Annotated in this window: 15 protein-coding genes; 5 read left to right on the top strand and 10 right to left on the bottom strand. The window is 34.4% G+C overall.

Annotated features, from left to right (window positions below):
- Position 1 precedes the first annotated feature (1 nt).
- The 3 genes from galE to Q0951_RS14730 all read left to right on the top strand — a co-directional run bounded on the left by galE (position 2) and on the right by Q0951_RS14730 (position 2,673).
- On the top strand, positions 2-1,024 hold the full coding sequence (galE, locus tag Q0951_RS14740; RefSeq protein WP_299338402.1) for a UDP-glucose 4-epimerase GalE: 1,023 nt from the start codon (positions 2-4) through the stop codon (positions 1,022-1,024).
- 10 nt (positions 1,025-1,034) lie between these two features.
- Complete coding sequence (locus tag Q0951_RS14735) at positions 1,035-2,312, top strand: amidohydrolase family protein (protein WP_299338400.1); 1,278 nt, start codon at positions 1,035-1,037, stop codon at positions 2,310-2,312.
- Positions 2,313-2,481: 169 nt separating this feature from the next.
- Positions 2,482-2,673, top strand: a complete 192-nt coding sequence (locus tag Q0951_RS14730; RefSeq protein WP_299338398.1) for a hypothetical protein — start codon at positions 2,482-2,484, stop codon at positions 2,671-2,673.
- 31 nt (positions 2,674-2,704) lie between these two features.
- Here Q0951_RS14730 and lspA read toward each other — a convergent pair whose 3' ends face one another.
- From lspA to Q0951_RS14710, 4 genes are all read right to left on the bottom strand, one after another.
- On the bottom strand, positions 2,705-3,205 hold the full coding sequence (gene lspA / locus Q0951_RS14725) for a signal peptidase II (protein ID WP_299338397.1): 501 nt from the start codon (positions 3,203-3,205) through the stop codon (positions 2,705-2,707).
- 5 nt (positions 3,206-3,210) lie between these two features.
- Positions 3,211-4,104, bottom strand: coding sequence for an ACP S-malonyltransferase (fabD, locus tag Q0951_RS14720; RefSeq protein WP_299338395.1), 894 nt, complete (start codon positions 4,102-4,104; stop codon positions 3,211-3,213).
- Between the two features lie 105 nt (positions 4,105-4,209).
- Positions 4,210-5,379 (bottom strand): hypothetical protein, encoded by a 1,170-nt coding sequence (locus Q0951_RS14715; RefSeq protein WP_299338393.1) that lies wholly within the window; start codon positions 5,377-5,379, stop codon positions 4,210-4,212.
- Positions 5,366-6,295, bottom strand: coding sequence for a dihydrofolate reductase (locus Q0951_RS14710; protein WP_299338391.1), 930 nt, complete (start codon positions 6,293-6,295; stop codon positions 5,366-5,368). Before Q0951_RS14710 ends, Q0951_RS14715 begins: the two co-directional genes overlap by 14 nt.
- 299 nt (positions 6,296-6,594) lie before the next feature.
- Here Q0951_RS14710 and Q0951_RS14705 point away from each other — a divergent pair, with 299 nt between their 5' ends.
- A complete protein-coding gene (locus Q0951_RS14705; RefSeq protein WP_299338388.1) occupies positions 6,595-6,894 on the top strand; it encodes an isoamylase early set domain-containing protein in 300 nt (99 codons plus the stop codon).
- 49 nt (positions 6,895-6,943) lie between these two features.
- Here the strand turns inward: Q0951_RS14705 and Q0951_RS14700 are convergent, their stop codons facing one another.
- The 6 genes from Q0951_RS14700 to Q0951_RS14675 all read right to left on the bottom strand — a co-directional run bounded on the left by Q0951_RS14700 (position 6,944) and on the right by Q0951_RS14675 (position 13,074).
- On the bottom strand, positions 6,944-7,804 hold the full coding sequence (locus Q0951_RS14700) for a hypothetical protein (protein WP_299338385.1): 861 nt from the start codon (positions 7,802-7,804) through the stop codon (positions 6,944-6,946).
- 9 nt (positions 7,805-7,813) lie between these two features.
- Positions 7,814-8,638 (bottom strand): thymidylate synthase, encoded by an 825-nt coding sequence (locus tag Q0951_RS14695; protein ID WP_299338596.1) that lies wholly within the window; start codon positions 8,636-8,638, stop codon positions 7,814-7,816.
- Positions 8,639-8,808: 170 nt separating this feature from the next.
- Complete coding sequence (locus Q0951_RS14690; protein WP_299338382.1) at positions 8,809-10,608, bottom strand: nucleoside transporter C-terminal domain-containing protein; 1,800 nt, start codon at positions 10,606-10,608, stop codon at positions 8,809-8,811.
- Between the two features lie 10 nt (positions 10,609-10,618).
- Positions 10,619-11,227, bottom strand: a complete 609-nt coding sequence (locus Q0951_RS14685) for a bifunctional nuclease family protein (protein ID WP_299338379.1) — start codon at positions 11,225-11,227, stop codon at positions 10,619-10,621.
- Positions 11,228-11,342: 115 nt separating this feature from the next.
- On the bottom strand, positions 11,343-12,305 hold the full coding sequence (locus tag Q0951_RS14680; protein WP_299338376.1) for an electron transfer flavoprotein subunit alpha/FixB family protein: 963 nt from the start codon (positions 12,303-12,305) through the stop codon (positions 11,343-11,345).
- A 22-nt stretch (positions 12,306-12,327) separates the two neighbouring features.
- Positions 12,328-13,074, bottom strand: coding sequence for an electron transfer flavoprotein subunit beta/FixA family protein (locus Q0951_RS14675; protein ID WP_299338374.1), 747 nt, complete (start codon positions 13,072-13,074; stop codon positions 12,328-12,330).
- 324 nt (positions 13,075-13,398) lie between these two features.
- Between Q0951_RS14675 and Q0951_RS14670 the strand changes: the two genes are divergently transcribed.
- Complete coding sequence (locus Q0951_RS14670; RefSeq protein WP_299338372.1) at positions 13,399-14,376, top strand: pyruvate dehydrogenase complex E1 component subunit beta; 978 nt, start codon at positions 13,399-13,401, stop codon at positions 14,374-14,376.
- Positions 14,377-14,388 lie beyond the last annotated feature (12 nt).

Here is a 14,388-nt window from a genome sequence, read left to right as displayed (position 1 = left end):
CATGAAAAAAATCCTTGTTACAGGAGGTCTTGGCTTTATCGGTTCTCATACAGTAGTAGAACTTCAAAATGAAGGTTTTGACGTTGTAATTATTGATGATTTATCTAACTCCTCAATAGATGTTTTAGAAGGTATTGTTTCCATAACTGGTAAGTCTCCCATATTTGAAAGACTAGATTTAAAAGAAAAGTTATCAGTTGAGCAATTCTTTATGAAGCACAAAGATATTGTTGGTGTGATTCATTTTGCTGCAAGTAAAGCTGTTGGTGAAAGTGTTGAAAAACCTCTTGATTATTACGAAAACAACCTTAACACACTGATATACATGCTTAAGGAAGTGTTAAATTTAAATACTTCTAATTTTATTTTTAGTTCATCTTGTACTGTATATGGTCAGGCAGAGCAGATGCCAATTACTGAGAATGCTCCTGTTCAGCCAGCAGAATCTCCTTATGGAAATACCAAACAAATAGGAGAGGAGATCATAAGAGATACTTGTAAAGTAAAGCACGAATTAAATGCTATTGCTTTGCGTTACTTTAACCCGATTGGAGCACATGAAAGTGGTAAAATTGGTGAGTTGCCTATTGGTATTCCTCAAAATTTAGTACCTTTTATTACACAAACAGGAGCAGGACTCAGAGATTGCTTGTCTGTTTTTGGTAATGATTATCCAACAGACGATGGAACATGCATAAGAGATTATATTCATGTGGTTGACTTAGCAAAAGCCCATGTGGTTGCTTTAATGCGATTACTAGATCAGAAGAATATCTCTAATTTTGAAACTTTCAATATTGGTACTGGTGTTGGAAGCTCAGTACTTGAAGTTATAGCATCTTTTGAGAGAGTGTCTGGTAAGTCTCTCAATTACAAATTTGCTCCAAGGCGTGAAGGAGATGTAATTTCTGCCTATGCAAATACCGAAAAAGCAAATACAGTTTTAGGTTGGAAGGCTATGTCTAATCTTGATGATGCTATGCGATCAGCTTGGAACTGGGAAAAAAATATTCGAAACATTTAAATCAACCATAATGAAACTAGTTTTAAAACTTATTGTCCTATTATTGACCATATCAGTAATGGGACAGAATACGTATTTACATTGCGGAAAATTAATAGATACAAAAAGCGGAAATGTCTTAACAGAAAAAACTGTTGTAGTTTCAGGTGATAAAATTACTGCTGTTAAAGATGGATATGTATCAGCTAATTCTCCTAAAGATATAGTTATTGATCTAAAAGATAAAACGGTAATGCCCGGACTTATAGACATGCATGTCCATATTGAACATGAAACTAACCCTAAACGTTATTTGGAAGCCTATACACTTAATGATGCTGATGTTGCTTATAATGCGCAACGTTATGCCAAAACAACCTTAATGACAGGTTTTACAACAGTTAGAGATTTAGGAGGTTCTGGAGTAAATGTATCCTTAAAAAATGCTATAGCTTCTGGTAAAGTAATTGGACCAAGAATTTTTACTGCCGAAAAAGCATTGGCAACAACTGGTGGTCATGCCGATCCAACCAATGGAGCCAAGCAATCACTTATTGGTGACCCAGGTCCTAAAGAGGGTGTTGTTAATAGTATTGAAGATGCAAAAAAAGCGGTAAGGCAGCGTTATAAAAATGGTGCAGACCTTATTAAGATTACTGCTACTGGAGGTGTGTTAAGTGTTGCTAAAAGTGGTCAAAATCCACAGTTTACAATTGAAGAGATTAAAGTTATTTGTGAAACTGCTAAAGATTACGGATTTCACGTTGCAGCACATGCTCATGGTGATGAAGGTATGCAACGCGCTATAAAAGGAGGAGTTAAAACAATTGAGCATGGTACTTTAATGAGTGACGAGACTATGGAGCTCATGAAACAGTATGATGTGTATCTTGTGCCTACCATTACCGCAGGAAAATCAGTTACAGATAAAGCAAAAATACCTGGATATTATCCTGACGTTATTGTTGGAAAGGCTTTAGATATTGGACCAAAAATTCAGAATACTTTCGGTAGAGCTTATAAAAAAGGTGTTGGTATCGCTTTTGGAACAGATGCTGCTGTATTTGTTCATGGCGATAATGGAAAAGAATTTGGATATATGGTCGAAGCTGGAATGCCTGCTATGGAAACCATTCAAAGTGCTACAGTGACCAATGCAATGATACTTAAGATGGAGAATGAATTAGGGCAAATTAAGGAGGGTTTTATTGCAGATATTATTGCCGTAAACGATGATCCAACTAAGAATATTTCTACTATGGAGAATGTTGTATTTGTGATGAAAGAAGGAACAGTTTACAAAAATTAAGTTGTGAATCTGCTAAGCGAAACTCTAATTAATTGAAGCTTTCTTAATGAATTTCATCTTATATTAAAACATTCATAATTAAAATATTGATTAACAATGATTTAATGTTTAGAATTTGACATCAATGATGAGTTTTTGTTTATTTGTAACTAATGATAAATGAAAATAAATGAAATTGATTAGTATTAAACGAGAGACAAAACCTGAGGTCAGGTTCACCAAAAAAATGGGTGCATTGTCTACCAATGTAACTTACATTAAAAAACAGTTTTTAAGTATTCCTTATAAAACACTCCACAAATATCGTGAAACTTATTACGGAGAAGTTAAAGATTGTGAACACATAAGCTTAGTTAAATAAACAAAAAGCCTCACTATTAATGAGGCTTTTTTTATGCTGGTTGCTCTGTCTTCTTTTTTGAAAAGATAGTTGTGTATAACAAGACTAAAATACCAAATGTAACACTCATGTCTGCCACGTTAAAGATTCCTGTTCTAATGGTATCATTAAAATGAATGTAGAAGAAATCTGTTACTGAACCAAAAACAATTCGGTCAAATACATTGGCAATACCACCTCCTGCTATTGAACATAAAGCAATTAAACTAAGCTTATCTAATGATTTATTTTTTATGATGTAATAAATCAAGTATCCTAACACCACAGTTGGCAGAATAAGTAGTACGATTAGTTTTAGAGTAGGATTCATATCACTTCCCATACCTAAAAAGGCACCTTCATTTTCTACATATTGCATGATAAAGGTATCACCTATAAGCTGTTTGATCTCTCCATATTCAAAATTTGCTCGAACGAGTACTTTAGAAATTTGGTCAATAGCAATATTGAAGGCAATGATTAAAATTATGCCTGCGGTTCTGGATAATTTCATAACTGTTAAGCGTTAGATTCTAAAGTAGCTGAGGCTGTTTCTGCTTCTCTATTGATCTTTCTTACCAGACCTTGAAGTACTTTTCCCGGACCAACTTCGGTAAAGTGAGTAGCACCATCTGTAATCATTTGTTGTACAGATTGTGTCCAACGTACCGGAGCAGTCAACTGGGAAATGAGATTGGCTTTTATTTCGGTTTCATCAATTACTGCAGAAGCTGTTACATTTTGATATATTGGGCAATTAGGCTTGCTGAATGTTGTATTCTCAATGGCAGCTGCTAATTCTTCTCGGGCTGGCTCCATAAGTGGAGAGTGAAATGCACCACCAACAGGCAGTACAAGAGCACGACGAGCACCTTCTTCTTTTAAGGTTTCGCATGCTGTATTAATAGCGTCAATCTCACCAGATATTACCAATTGGCCCGGACAGTTATAATTTGCTGCCACTACAATACCATTGGTCATTGCACATACTTTTTCAACTATATCATCATCTAATCCAAGAACTGCAGCCATTGTACTTGGCTGTAATTCGCAAGCTTTTTGCATGGCTTGAGCACGTTGAGAGACTAACTTTAATCCATCTTCAAAATTCAATGTTCCGTTAGCAACTAAAGCAGAAAATTCACCTAAAGAATGACCTGCAACCATATCTGGTCTGAAATTGTCACCTAAAGTTTTGGCTAAAATTACGGAGTGTAAAAAAATAGCTGGCTGAGTCACTTTGGTTTCCTTAAGGTCTTCTGGAGAACCCTCAAACATAATGTCAGTAATGTGAAACCCTAAAATACTATTGGCATTTTCAAATAGCTCCTGAGCTTGTGGTGAGTTTTCATATAGGTCAAGTCCCATTCCTGTAAACTGAGCCCCTTGACCAGGAAAAATATATGCTTTCATTAAATCAAATTTTATGCGACAAAAATAGGAATAATATCTTAAAACCAATCAATACAACACAGTACTCAAAAACAACAATTTCTAATATCCATATTTAAAGATACCCTATTGCTTTTCACTATATCTTTTCAGTTCATTTGAAATAAGTTCTGTGTTAAGAAATGCTCTAAGTATATTATGTTCTGGATGCTCATCTTGAATTGAAGCATTCAAAAAATTATTACGAATTACAGATAAATCTTTTTTTGGAATGAGTGCAATATCTTCTTCTTTATACTTTTTCATTAAAACCACTGCCAGATAATAATTAGCGCTAAGATGCATAGGCTCAAGCTCAAGTGCTTTTTTAAATTCTTTTATGGCTTCATCAGTATCATTTAGAAGACTTTTTATAATACCTCTTGCTAAATAATAGGTATCAATCTCGGGGTTTTTTGTAATGCGTTTGTCAAATTTTTTCAAGAACTTTTTTAGCTTGTCTTTATCTGGGAATTCTTTGGTTGTATCTAAAACATAGCGACGAAAATCATGTCCTTCAAAAAAGATGTTGAAATCTTTAATTTCATAACCCAAACCCAAGTTTATTGTGTTTTTTATTTGCTTAAGCTGTCCTGTTGAATAATACTCTTTTACTTTTCCCTGCAATTTTTCACCATTACTTAAATATTCTTTTTTCACTATTCCGTTTGGGAAGTATAGTGTATTTTGTCCATTTAGTTTATTGTTTACATAATATTTTCTATTGCTTACTGTTCCATTTAAATAAAAATTTAGTTGTTCACCATCCAATTTACCATTCTTGAACTGTTTTATGGCTCTTTTTTTGCCTTGATAAAAGAAGTATGTGACCTTTCCATTTACTTTTCCATTTATCATTTGTCCAATCTCTTGAATAGAACCATTGATGTAATAATCAATATATTTTCCCGTGTAATTTTGCCCATTGAGTTTCCAATAAAAATTTTCTAATACCATTTGTCTTTTGGTAGGTATATTCTTTATTTGAGAAGATCGATTGCTATGAGCTTTAGTAATTATATAAGCTAAAGTGTCATAACTCTTGTAGCCAAGAGCGTTAATTAACTTTTTATCAACCTCATAATTAATGGTTGAAATTTCAGAAGGTTTAAGCTCAATTCTTTGGTCGCTGTGATACTTATTTATCGGAATATTATCAATCACATAGAATGTTTTGTTTTGACAGTAAAGCAAAGTAGTAAAAACTGAAAATAGAAATAATACTATTTTACCTTTAATCAAATCATACTTTTTCATAAGTCAGAAATGTAAATGAATACTTATGTTTATCATCTTTCTCATGAAATTCACGTTGTGTCTCTTTCCAAATAGAAGTATCGATATCAGGAAAAAAAGTATCGGCATTTTCAAAGCTATGATGTACACGAGTGATCTCAATTTTATCAGCAAGTGTCATGGCTTGTTTGTAAATTTCTCCACCACCAATAATAAAAGGTTGTTTGTCATTTCGGGCAGCATCCAGAGCATCATCCATATTGTTTACAACGATGACACCATCAGGAGCTTTATATGTCTCTTGTCTGGTGATTACTATATGAGTTCGGTTAGGTAATGGCTTAGGAAAGCTTTCAAAAGTTTTTCTTCCCATGATAATATGATGACCATTGGTTAATGATTTAAAGCGTTTGAGATCGTCACTTAGATGCCAAATGAGGTCGTTATCTTTACCAATTGCATTGTTTTCTCCAGCAGCAACAATGATGGTTAATTCAGATTTTTTTTTTTGAGTTGAGGTGATGTTCTCTATGGTTTCATTATAAGCTTGAGATTTCGCAATTTCACGCTCCTCCTTTAGATACTCCTGTTTTAGTTTGTCTATACGTTGTTGTTGTTTTGCTACTAAAGCTTCACGTTGTTGGTCTTCCCAATCTTTACCCATAAAACTATGAGTGATAAAAACAGTCACAAAGTGATATATGAACAATGCTAACCACAACACAATGGCTATTACAAACCAGTCTAGTCCTGCAATCTTAAGATCTTTACCTATGCCTAAAACTGTATTGGCTAATATGAGAAAAACAGCGCCAATTAAAAAGACCACAAAATGGATGTAAACACGCTTTTTTTGCTTGATGCGTTTTTCGGCGTATTTTATTAAGGCTAATTGCTCCTTGTCAATTTGAGGAACTGGTTTCTTTTTTCCAAACATAAATCAAAAAATTAGTAATTGTAAAGTTAATCTTTTTAACGCAAACGTTGTAATAATTTTTCTCTTCGGTAAACCACAAAATACGAAAACGTTATAGTGTCTAACTTAATGAAAATCAATAGTTAAGGTGTTGGTTTTTAATTATCAATCTCATAATTTAAGTTAGGCTTTATTCAATATATTAAATAAATATCACTTTAAATTTATCAAAATGATAATTCTTTCAATGTAAGTATTTGTTTCGTTTGAGTCTGCACATTTCTTTTATACATTTGACCCATAAATTAATTCAATGTATTATGGCAATTAAAAAGCAATATTTAAAAAGCAAGCCAGTTTGTAAGGTAACATTTTCTGTGCCTGCTGAAGAAGCAAAAAAAGTAGCAGTTCTTGGAACATTCAATGAATGGAACCAAAAGAAAGCTGTCCAACTTAAGAAATTAAAAAACGGAACTTTTAAAGGTACTGTAGATTTAGAAAAAGACAACTCTTATGAGTTTAGATATGTAGTAGATGGTCAATGGACAAACGATGACCAAGCCGATGCTTACGCATGGAGCGATTTTGCTGCTGCCGAAAATGGTGTTCTAAATGTATAACCTAGAGTTATGAACTAAAAAAAGCGTCCTGTTATTCAGGACGCTTTTTTTAATCATTTTTTTTCTCTTTTTTGTTACCACCTGTGACCGCAAACTTAATAGGTAAACTATAAGGTACAACTACGGGTTGACCCTTGTGAATACCAGGCTTTATCATATCTGGTAGCAAAGCAAGAACGCGTTCAGCTTCCTTTTCAAGTTCAGGATGTGCAGCTCTAGCTTGGATCTGAATGATCTTTCCATCTCTATCAATTTTGAACGTTGTATTTATTCTAACATAACCTGCTGGTAGCCCAAGTTTACTTGCCAAACTAAGGTCAAACTCAGAGCCTACGAGTGCAGCAATTTTACTACTCATACACCTTTTGAGATACGTATTAGATTGTTTTTCATCACAACCTGGATAAATAGGAACATTTTCTACAACAACAAAAGGGATTTCATTTGAATGATATCCATATATCGGAACCAATTTATTATTATTTCTATCTAGCTTGAACCCCAATCTTTTTTTAATAGTTATCATAATAGTACTACCAGAAGCATCAACCGCAGGTTTCACTTTAGGTAATTTTTCATGAATAAGCTCATTGATTTTTATATCTAATTTTTGGCTCAAGCTATTAGCAACAGAATTACTCCTAATGGTTTCTCCAAAATAGTCAAATCTAATTGCAGTGTACACAGTTATTGTATCTATTTCATTAGATTTGATAGTTTCTTCAATGGTTTGACTATCAAGATTGTTTGAAATAAAATCTTGAAGTTTCATTTCATAGCAGCGCTCAATATCTTCAGCATTATCACAGCCTTCAAAAATTACAAATGATTTTGCCTTTTCAGATGTGTCGTTTTGCGAATACACTGAAAATGTACATGCCATAAAGCATATTAAAAATAAGTTTTTCATATGAGTAGTTTATACCGCTACAATCCCTTTAATATGAGGATGTGGATTATAATTCTCTAAGGTAAAATCTTCAAATTTAAAATCAAAAATATCTTTGATTTCAGGGTTGAGTTTCATTGTAGGAAGCGGTCTGATATCTCTTGATAATTGTAATTCTAATTGTTCGTAGTGATTACTGTAGATGTGTGCATCACCAAAAGTATGTATGAATTCACCAGCTTGGTAACCACAAACCTGAGCCATCATCATGGTAAATAATGCATAAGAAGCAATATTAAAAGGCACACCTAAAAAGATGTCTGCACTTCGTTGATATAACTGACAAGATAATTTTCCATCAGCAACATAAAACTGAAAAAAAGCATGGCAAGGAGGTAAAGCTGCTTTTCCGTTGGCTACATTTTCGCTGAATGATTTTGAAGTATCTGGTAATACAGATGGATTCCATGCCGACACCATCATTCTACGACTATTAGGATTGTGTTTTAATGTATGGATAACGTCTTTAATTTGATCAATTTCATCATCATTCCAGTTGCGCCATTGGTGTCCATATACAGGTCCTAAATCTCCATTCTCATCTGCCCATTCATTCCATATACGAACGCCATTTTCAGTAAGATAATTAATATTTGTATCGCCTTTTAAAAACCAAAGCAGTTCATAAATAATCGATTTTAAATGTAGTTTTTTTGTGGTCACCATTGGAAAACCTTCACTAAGATCAAAACGCATTTGGTAGCCAAAAACACTTTTTGTTCCTGTGCCAGTGCGATCTTCTTTCTGATTTCCGTGTTCTAATACGTATTTTACTAAGTCGTGATATTGTTTCATATGAATTGTGGGAACCTGATTTAGTTGTACTTCATTTTCAGCAGATAAAAATAAAAATAAGGGTTGAATCATAATACACTCAACCCTTTATAATATTAAAAGTTATTAACTAATAATTAAAACCTATTTTTTGCAATTGAGTGAGTTAATCCATCTGTGGTGATTCACCACTATCCAATGATCATTCCTGCTATAGTTGCCGAAACTAACGAAGCTAATGTTCCTCCAATGAGAGCTTTCATTCCAAATTGGGATAATACCTTACGTTGGCCTGGAGCTAAAGAACCTATTCCTCCAATTTGTATACCTATAGAAGCAAAGTTGGCAAAACCACAAAGCATATAAGTTGCCATGATGATGGATTTCTCATACTTCAAATGTGTGGCATTAGCGGCATTCTTAAGATCTGCTAATTGAATGTAACCAATAAATTCGCTGGCAGCCAGTTTTATACCAAGAAGCTGTCCCATAAGCGCCATATCTTCAGTAGCCACACCAATAAGCCACATTAAAGGCGCAAAAACATACCCAAGAATGAGTTCTAAGGATAGTGATTGGTAAGAGGTGTTAGCTGCTATCCATGTGTTGAGAGAGGAAACATCACCAACCCAGCCTAAAATTCCGTTTACCATAGCAATAAAAGCGACAAAAACGAGAAGCATAGCGCCAACATTAACAGCAAGTTTAAGACCTTCTGTGGTTCCATTAGCAATGGCGTCTAACAAGTTAGCACCAATTTTTTCTTGTGAAACAGTAACGTCTGTATTGACTTCTTCTGTTTGTGGATATAATATTTTAGAAATCACAATGGCACCCGGAGCAGCCATAACTGAAGCTGCTAATAAATGCTTTGCATAAAATAATCGAAGCGCTTCATCTTCACCACCTAAAAAACCAATATAAGCGGCCAATACGGCTCCAGCTACTGTTGCCATACCACCAATCATAACCAGTAACATTTCAGATTTATTCATTTTCTCAAGGTAGGCTTTGATTAGAAGTGGCGCTTCTGTTTGACCTAAGAAAATATTTCCAGCAACACTTAAACTTTCAGCTCCAGAGATTTTCAGCGCTTTAGATAGTAGCCATGCCAATGCTTTTACTGCTTTTTGGATAATTCCTAAATAGAACAAGACAGAGGTTAATGCAGAGAAAAATATAATGGTAGGCAATACCTGAAATGCAAAGATGAAACCATACGAGTTAATGTCCATCACTCCGCTAAACAAGAACTCGCTTCCAGCTCTGGTAAAATCCAGAATACTCACAAATACCTGTCCGACAGATTCAAATATGTCTTTGATGAAATCAACTTGTAATACACCTACTGCTATAATCAATTGAAATGCCAAACCAATTGCAACAGTTTTCCAATTGATGCCTTTTCGGTTACTACTGAATAAAAAGGCAATAATTAAAAGTGTTATCATACCTAAGGCACCTCGCCAAAGACTATTTATACTAAAGCCTTGGCTTTTGACAATATCATCGGTAACAGCACCTTGAGCAACATAACTATTATGCTGTTCTGATATAAAAGTATAGACGTCATTAGCATTCTTGATGATGAGTTGTGTTTTAGTTTCTTCAATAATCTGGTAATACTTATCTACAGTAGTAGGTACTTTTTGCTTAAACACGATAAGATCATTATTCTGTAACCAAAACCCCTTATTGAAACTATTATTTAATATGGAAGTGTATTCTCCATTTTCTCCAAGATTTAAGAACTCTTTGCCTTTAATAAAATCAACGTCTGCTAGTTTATCATCAGGATAATTTTCAAAGGTTTCGTGTTTTAAAAGTTGCCAGTTATTGATTAAGAAATTTATGGATTCAGTATCACTTTTTGTAGTTTGAAATTTTTCAACTACAGATAAGCTATCAGTAACATTTTCTGGATTATCTTGACTAAAACTTGTGGTGATTCCAAAAAAAATAGCTGCAATAGCTAGTAAAAAATGTCTCATGTGAAAGGGATTAGCGTTTAGAAATTTCGTCTCTTATTTTTGCTGCTTTTTCGTAGTCTTCATTTTTTACAGCTTCCTCTAAGAGGGTATGCAGTTCTTGGATAGATTTGTCCATGTAGCTATCTTGAATACTGGCTTCAATTTCTTCAACTACCATATCATCAACAAGAATAGAGTCTTGATCTTCGTTTTCTTTTTTAGGACTTACCTTTAAGTAAATTCCTGCTTTATCAAGTATATTTTTATAAGTAAAAATAGGTGCTTTAAAACGCAGTGCTAGTGCTATAGCATCACTGGTTCTGGCATCAATAATCTCTTCAATTTTATCACGTTCGCAAATTAAACTGGAATAAAATACGCCATCTACCAGCTTGTGAATAATAACTTGCTTGACAATAATGTCAAAACGATCAGCAAAATTTTTAAAGAGGTCGTGTGTTAATGGTCTTGGAGGTCTGATTTCCTTTTCAAGAGCTATGGCTATAGATTGCGCTTCAAATGCACCAATAACGATTGGTAATTTACGATCACCATCAACTTCATTCAAAATCAAAGCATACGCACCATTTTGGGTCTGGCTGTATGAAATTCCTTTTATGTTTAATCTTACTAAACTCATAACATATAAAACGCAAAGAACTGTTTTAATTCGGACTTTAACAACTGCAAAGGGCAGATTTATGTCTAAAGAACTAAATCAAAACAGCTCTTTTCAAACTACAATTTATAAAAAATTATGCGTTTTGAGCTTTAAATGCTTTTAATTTTTCTATTAGTGCAGGTACAACTTCAAAAGCATCACCAACAACACCATAGTCGGCTGCTTTAAAGAAAGGCGCTTCTGGGTCAGTGTTGATAACTACTTTTACTTTAGAAGAGTTGATTCCAGCTAAATGTTGAATTGCTCCTGAAATACCAATAGCAATGTATAAGTTAGACGCTACAGGCTTTCCTGTTTGTCCTACGTGTTCGCTATGAGGTCTCCACCCTAAATCTGAAACAGGCTTAGAACATGCTGTTGCTGCTCCAAGAACATCTGCTAATTCTTCAATCATTCCCCAGTTTTCTGGACCTTTAAGTCCGCGTCCACCAGATACTACGATCTCAGCATCTGCAATAGTTACTTTGTCTGTAGCTTTATCCACAGATTCTACAGTTACTCCTGAGCTAGGAATAGCAGGCGAAAAATCTTCCGAAGTTGCATTTCCGTTAGATTCAACTAATCCAAATGCATTTTTTGATACACCAACAACCTTTGTATCTGTATCAATAGTTGTCATATTAAACGCTTTATTGGTAAAAGCCGTACGTTTCACTGTAAATGGAGCAGTGCTTGAAGGTGTTTCAACTACATTTGACGCATAACCTGCATCTAAACCAATAGATAGAATAGGAGCTAAGTACTTGCTATCTGCACTAGAACTAATAACAACTACATTTGCATTTTCTTGTTTAGCTGCCTGCTCGATTGCACTGGCATAAGCGTTGGCGTTAAATTTATCGAGATCACTGTTTGTGATACTTAATACTTTATCAACACCGTAGGTTCCTAATTCTGAAGTATCTCCTGCATTAATAGCTACTGCAGTTACAGTGGTTCCCATTTGATCTGCAACAGCTTTGGCGTATGAAGCCACTTCAAAAGCTGTTTTCTTAAATTTTCCTTGTTCTGATTCTGTATATACTAAAACTGACATGTGTTTTCTTTTAAAAGGTTAATTAAATCGCTTTAGCTTCGTTGTGAAGTAAGTTGATTAATTCATCAATATTATCAGCATCTACTAAAGTTACTGCTCCTTTAGGTGCTGGTTTTTCAAATTTTACCGATGCGGTTTCTGCTGAAGCATTTAGAGGCTCAACAACCGATAATGGTTTTTGACGTGCCATCATAATTCCTCTCATGTTTGGAATACGAAGATCACTTTCCTCTACAAGTCCTTTTTGACCTCCAATAACTAAAGGCAGACTTGTAGAAACCGTTTCTTTTCCACCATCTATCTCACGCATTGCAGTTGCATTGGTTCCATCAACTTCAAGGCTGATACAATTGGTAACAAAGTTTGAATTGGTAAGAGCAGCAAGCATTCCTGGTACCATTCCACCATTGTAATCGATAGATTCACGCCCAGCAATCACTAGATCATAACCGCCATCTTTAACAACATTTGCTAATTCTTTAGCGACCTGAAAACCATCTTTAGCTTCAGTGTTAACTCTAATTGCAGCATCTGCGCCAATAGCTAGAGCTTTACGCAGTGTTGGCTCAGTTTCAGCTCCACCAACATTTACAACAGTTACTTTTGCACCTTGTTTTTCTTTGAACCACATGGCACGAGTTAAACCAAATTCATCATTAGGATTGATCACAAACTGTACACCGTTAGTGTCAAATTTCGTGTCATTTTCCGTAAAATTAATCTTTGAAGTCGTATCAGGAACATGGCTAATACATACTAATATATTCATATCGAAATAATTTATTTTGAGTGTATATTTTTTCTAAAGCACGAAGATAATTATAATAATTTGAATTTTACTATGCATGCATAATAAATTTTTCTGAAAATTTTAGTTATTCCTATTTTGGTTAATAAATTCTCAGATTTTTTGAGCTTTATCGAGAATTATTCAATTTTTTATCGTTTGAATGGACATTCAAATCTGTGTTTACATATAAAATATATGAAATGAAGCACATTGAGGTAGTTTGATTCTGTTTTTCAAACCTAATTTCTTGTTATTTTATTACTAAGAATTCTTACTTTTGCTATTCGTTTAAAAAACTGATAGATGAAGACAATTCAATTTAGAGAAGCAATTGCCGAAGCAATGAGTGAAGAAATGCGCAGAGACGAGAGTATTTACTTAATGGGTGAGGAGGTTGCTGAATACAATGGAGCTTACAAAGCTTCAAAAGGTATGTTAGATGAGTTTGGTGCAAAACGTGTTATCGATACACCTATTGCTGAGTTAGGTTTTGCTGGTGTAGCCATTGGATCGACAATGACTGGTAATCGTCCTATTGTTGAGTATATGACCTTTAACTTCTCTTTGGTTGGTATTGATCAAATTATAAATAATGCGGCTAAGATCAGACAAATGTCTGGTGGGCAATTTAAATGCCCAATCGTATTTAGAGGACCAACGGCTTCTGCAGGACAATTGGCAGCAACGCACTCTCAAGCTTTTGAGAACTGGTTTGCAAATACACCAGGTTTGAAAGTCGTAGTACCTTCAAATCCATATGATGCTAAAGGCTTATTAAAATCGGCTATTCGTGATGACGATCCAGTAATTTTCATGGAAAGTGAGCAAATGTATGGTGATAAAGGAGAAGTTCCAGAAGGCGAATACACAATTCCATTAGGAGTTGCTGAAATAAAGCGTGAAGGAACAGATGTTACTATTGTATCCTTCGGAAAAATCATCAAAGAGGCTTATAAGGCTGCTGATGAATTAGAAAAAGAAGGGATCTCTTGTGAGATCATCGATTTACGAACTGTTCGTCCAATGGATAGAAAAGCTGTGGTGAATTCGGTTAAGAAAACAAACCGACTTGTGGTATTAGAAGAAGCATGGCCTTTTGGTAATGTTGCTACTGAGATTACATACTTAGTGCAATCTGAAGCTTTTGATTATTTAGATGCTCCTATTGTAAAAATCAATACTGCTGATACACCAGCACCTTATTCTCCTGTATTATTAGAGGAGTGGTTGCCTAATAGCAATGACGTAGTGAAAGCTGTTAAAAAAGTCATGTACAAATAAATAAACCGCAAA

Source organism: uncultured Psychroserpens sp., assembly GCF_947501425.1.
GTDB lineage: Bacteria > Bacteroidota > Bacteroidia > Flavobacteriales > Flavobacteriaceae > Psychroserpens.
Note: the sequence above shows the minus strand (reverse complement) of the source record. Positions and strands in the feature narration are given on the sequence as shown.

Excerpts from the sequence above, each read along its gene's own strand:
- Q0951_RS14685 (WP_299338379.1), bottom strand. The coding sequence starts at position 11,227 with ATGAGTTTAGTAAGATTAAACATAAAAGGAATTTCATACAGCCAGACC.
- Q0951_RS14710 (WP_299338391.1), bottom strand. The coding sequence starts at position 6,295 with ATGTTTGGAAAAAAGAAACCAGTTCCTCAAATTGACAAGGAGCAATTA.
- Q0951_RS14680 (WP_299338376.1), bottom strand. The coding sequence starts at position 12,305 with ATGTCAGTTTTAGTATATACAGAATCAGAACAAGGAAAATTTAAGAAA.
- lspA (WP_299338397.1), bottom strand. The coding sequence starts at position 3,205 with ATGAAATTATCCAGAACCGCAGGCATAATTTTAATCATTGCCTTCAAT.
- Q0951_RS14705 (WP_299338388.1), top strand. The coding sequence starts at position 6,595 with ATGGCAATTAAAAAGCAATATTTAAAAAGCAAGCCAGTTTGTAAGGTA.
- Q0951_RS14730 (WP_299338398.1), top strand. The coding sequence starts at position 2,482 with ATGAAATTGATTAGTATTAAACGAGAGACAAAACCTGAGGTCAGGTTC.
- Q0951_RS14675 (WP_299338374.1), bottom strand. The coding sequence starts at position 13,074 with ATGAATATATTAGTATGTATTAGCCATGTTCCTGATACGACTTCAAAG.
- Q0951_RS14700 (WP_299338385.1), bottom strand. The coding sequence starts at position 7,804 with ATGAAAAACTTATTTTTAATATGCTTTATGGCATGTACATTTTCAGTG.
- Q0951_RS14735 (WP_299338400.1), top strand. The coding sequence starts at position 1,035 with ATGAAACTAGTTTTAAAACTTATTGTCCTATTATTGACCATATCAGTA.
- Q0951_RS14670 (WP_299338372.1), top strand. The coding sequence starts at position 13,399 with ATGAAGACAATTCAATTTAGAGAAGCAATTGCCGAAGCAATGAGTGAA.
- Q0951_RS14690 (WP_299338382.1), bottom strand. The coding sequence starts at position 10,608 with ATGAGACATTTTTTACTAGCTATTGCAGCTATTTTTTTTGGAATCACC.
- Q0951_RS14695 (WP_299338596.1), bottom strand. The coding sequence starts at position 8,638 with ATGAAACAATATCACGACTTAGTAAAATACGTATTAGAACACGGAAAT.
- Q0951_RS14715 (WP_299338393.1), bottom strand. The coding sequence starts at position 5,379 with ATGAAAAAGTATGATTTGATTAAAGGTAAAATAGTATTATTTCTATTT.
- galE (WP_299338402.1), top strand. The coding sequence starts at position 2 with ATGAAAAAAATCCTTGTTACAGGAGGTCTTGGCTTTATCGGTTCTCAT.
- fabD (WP_299338395.1), bottom strand. The coding sequence starts at position 4,104 with ATGAAAGCATATATTTTTCCTGGTCAAGGGGCTCAGTTTACAGGAATG.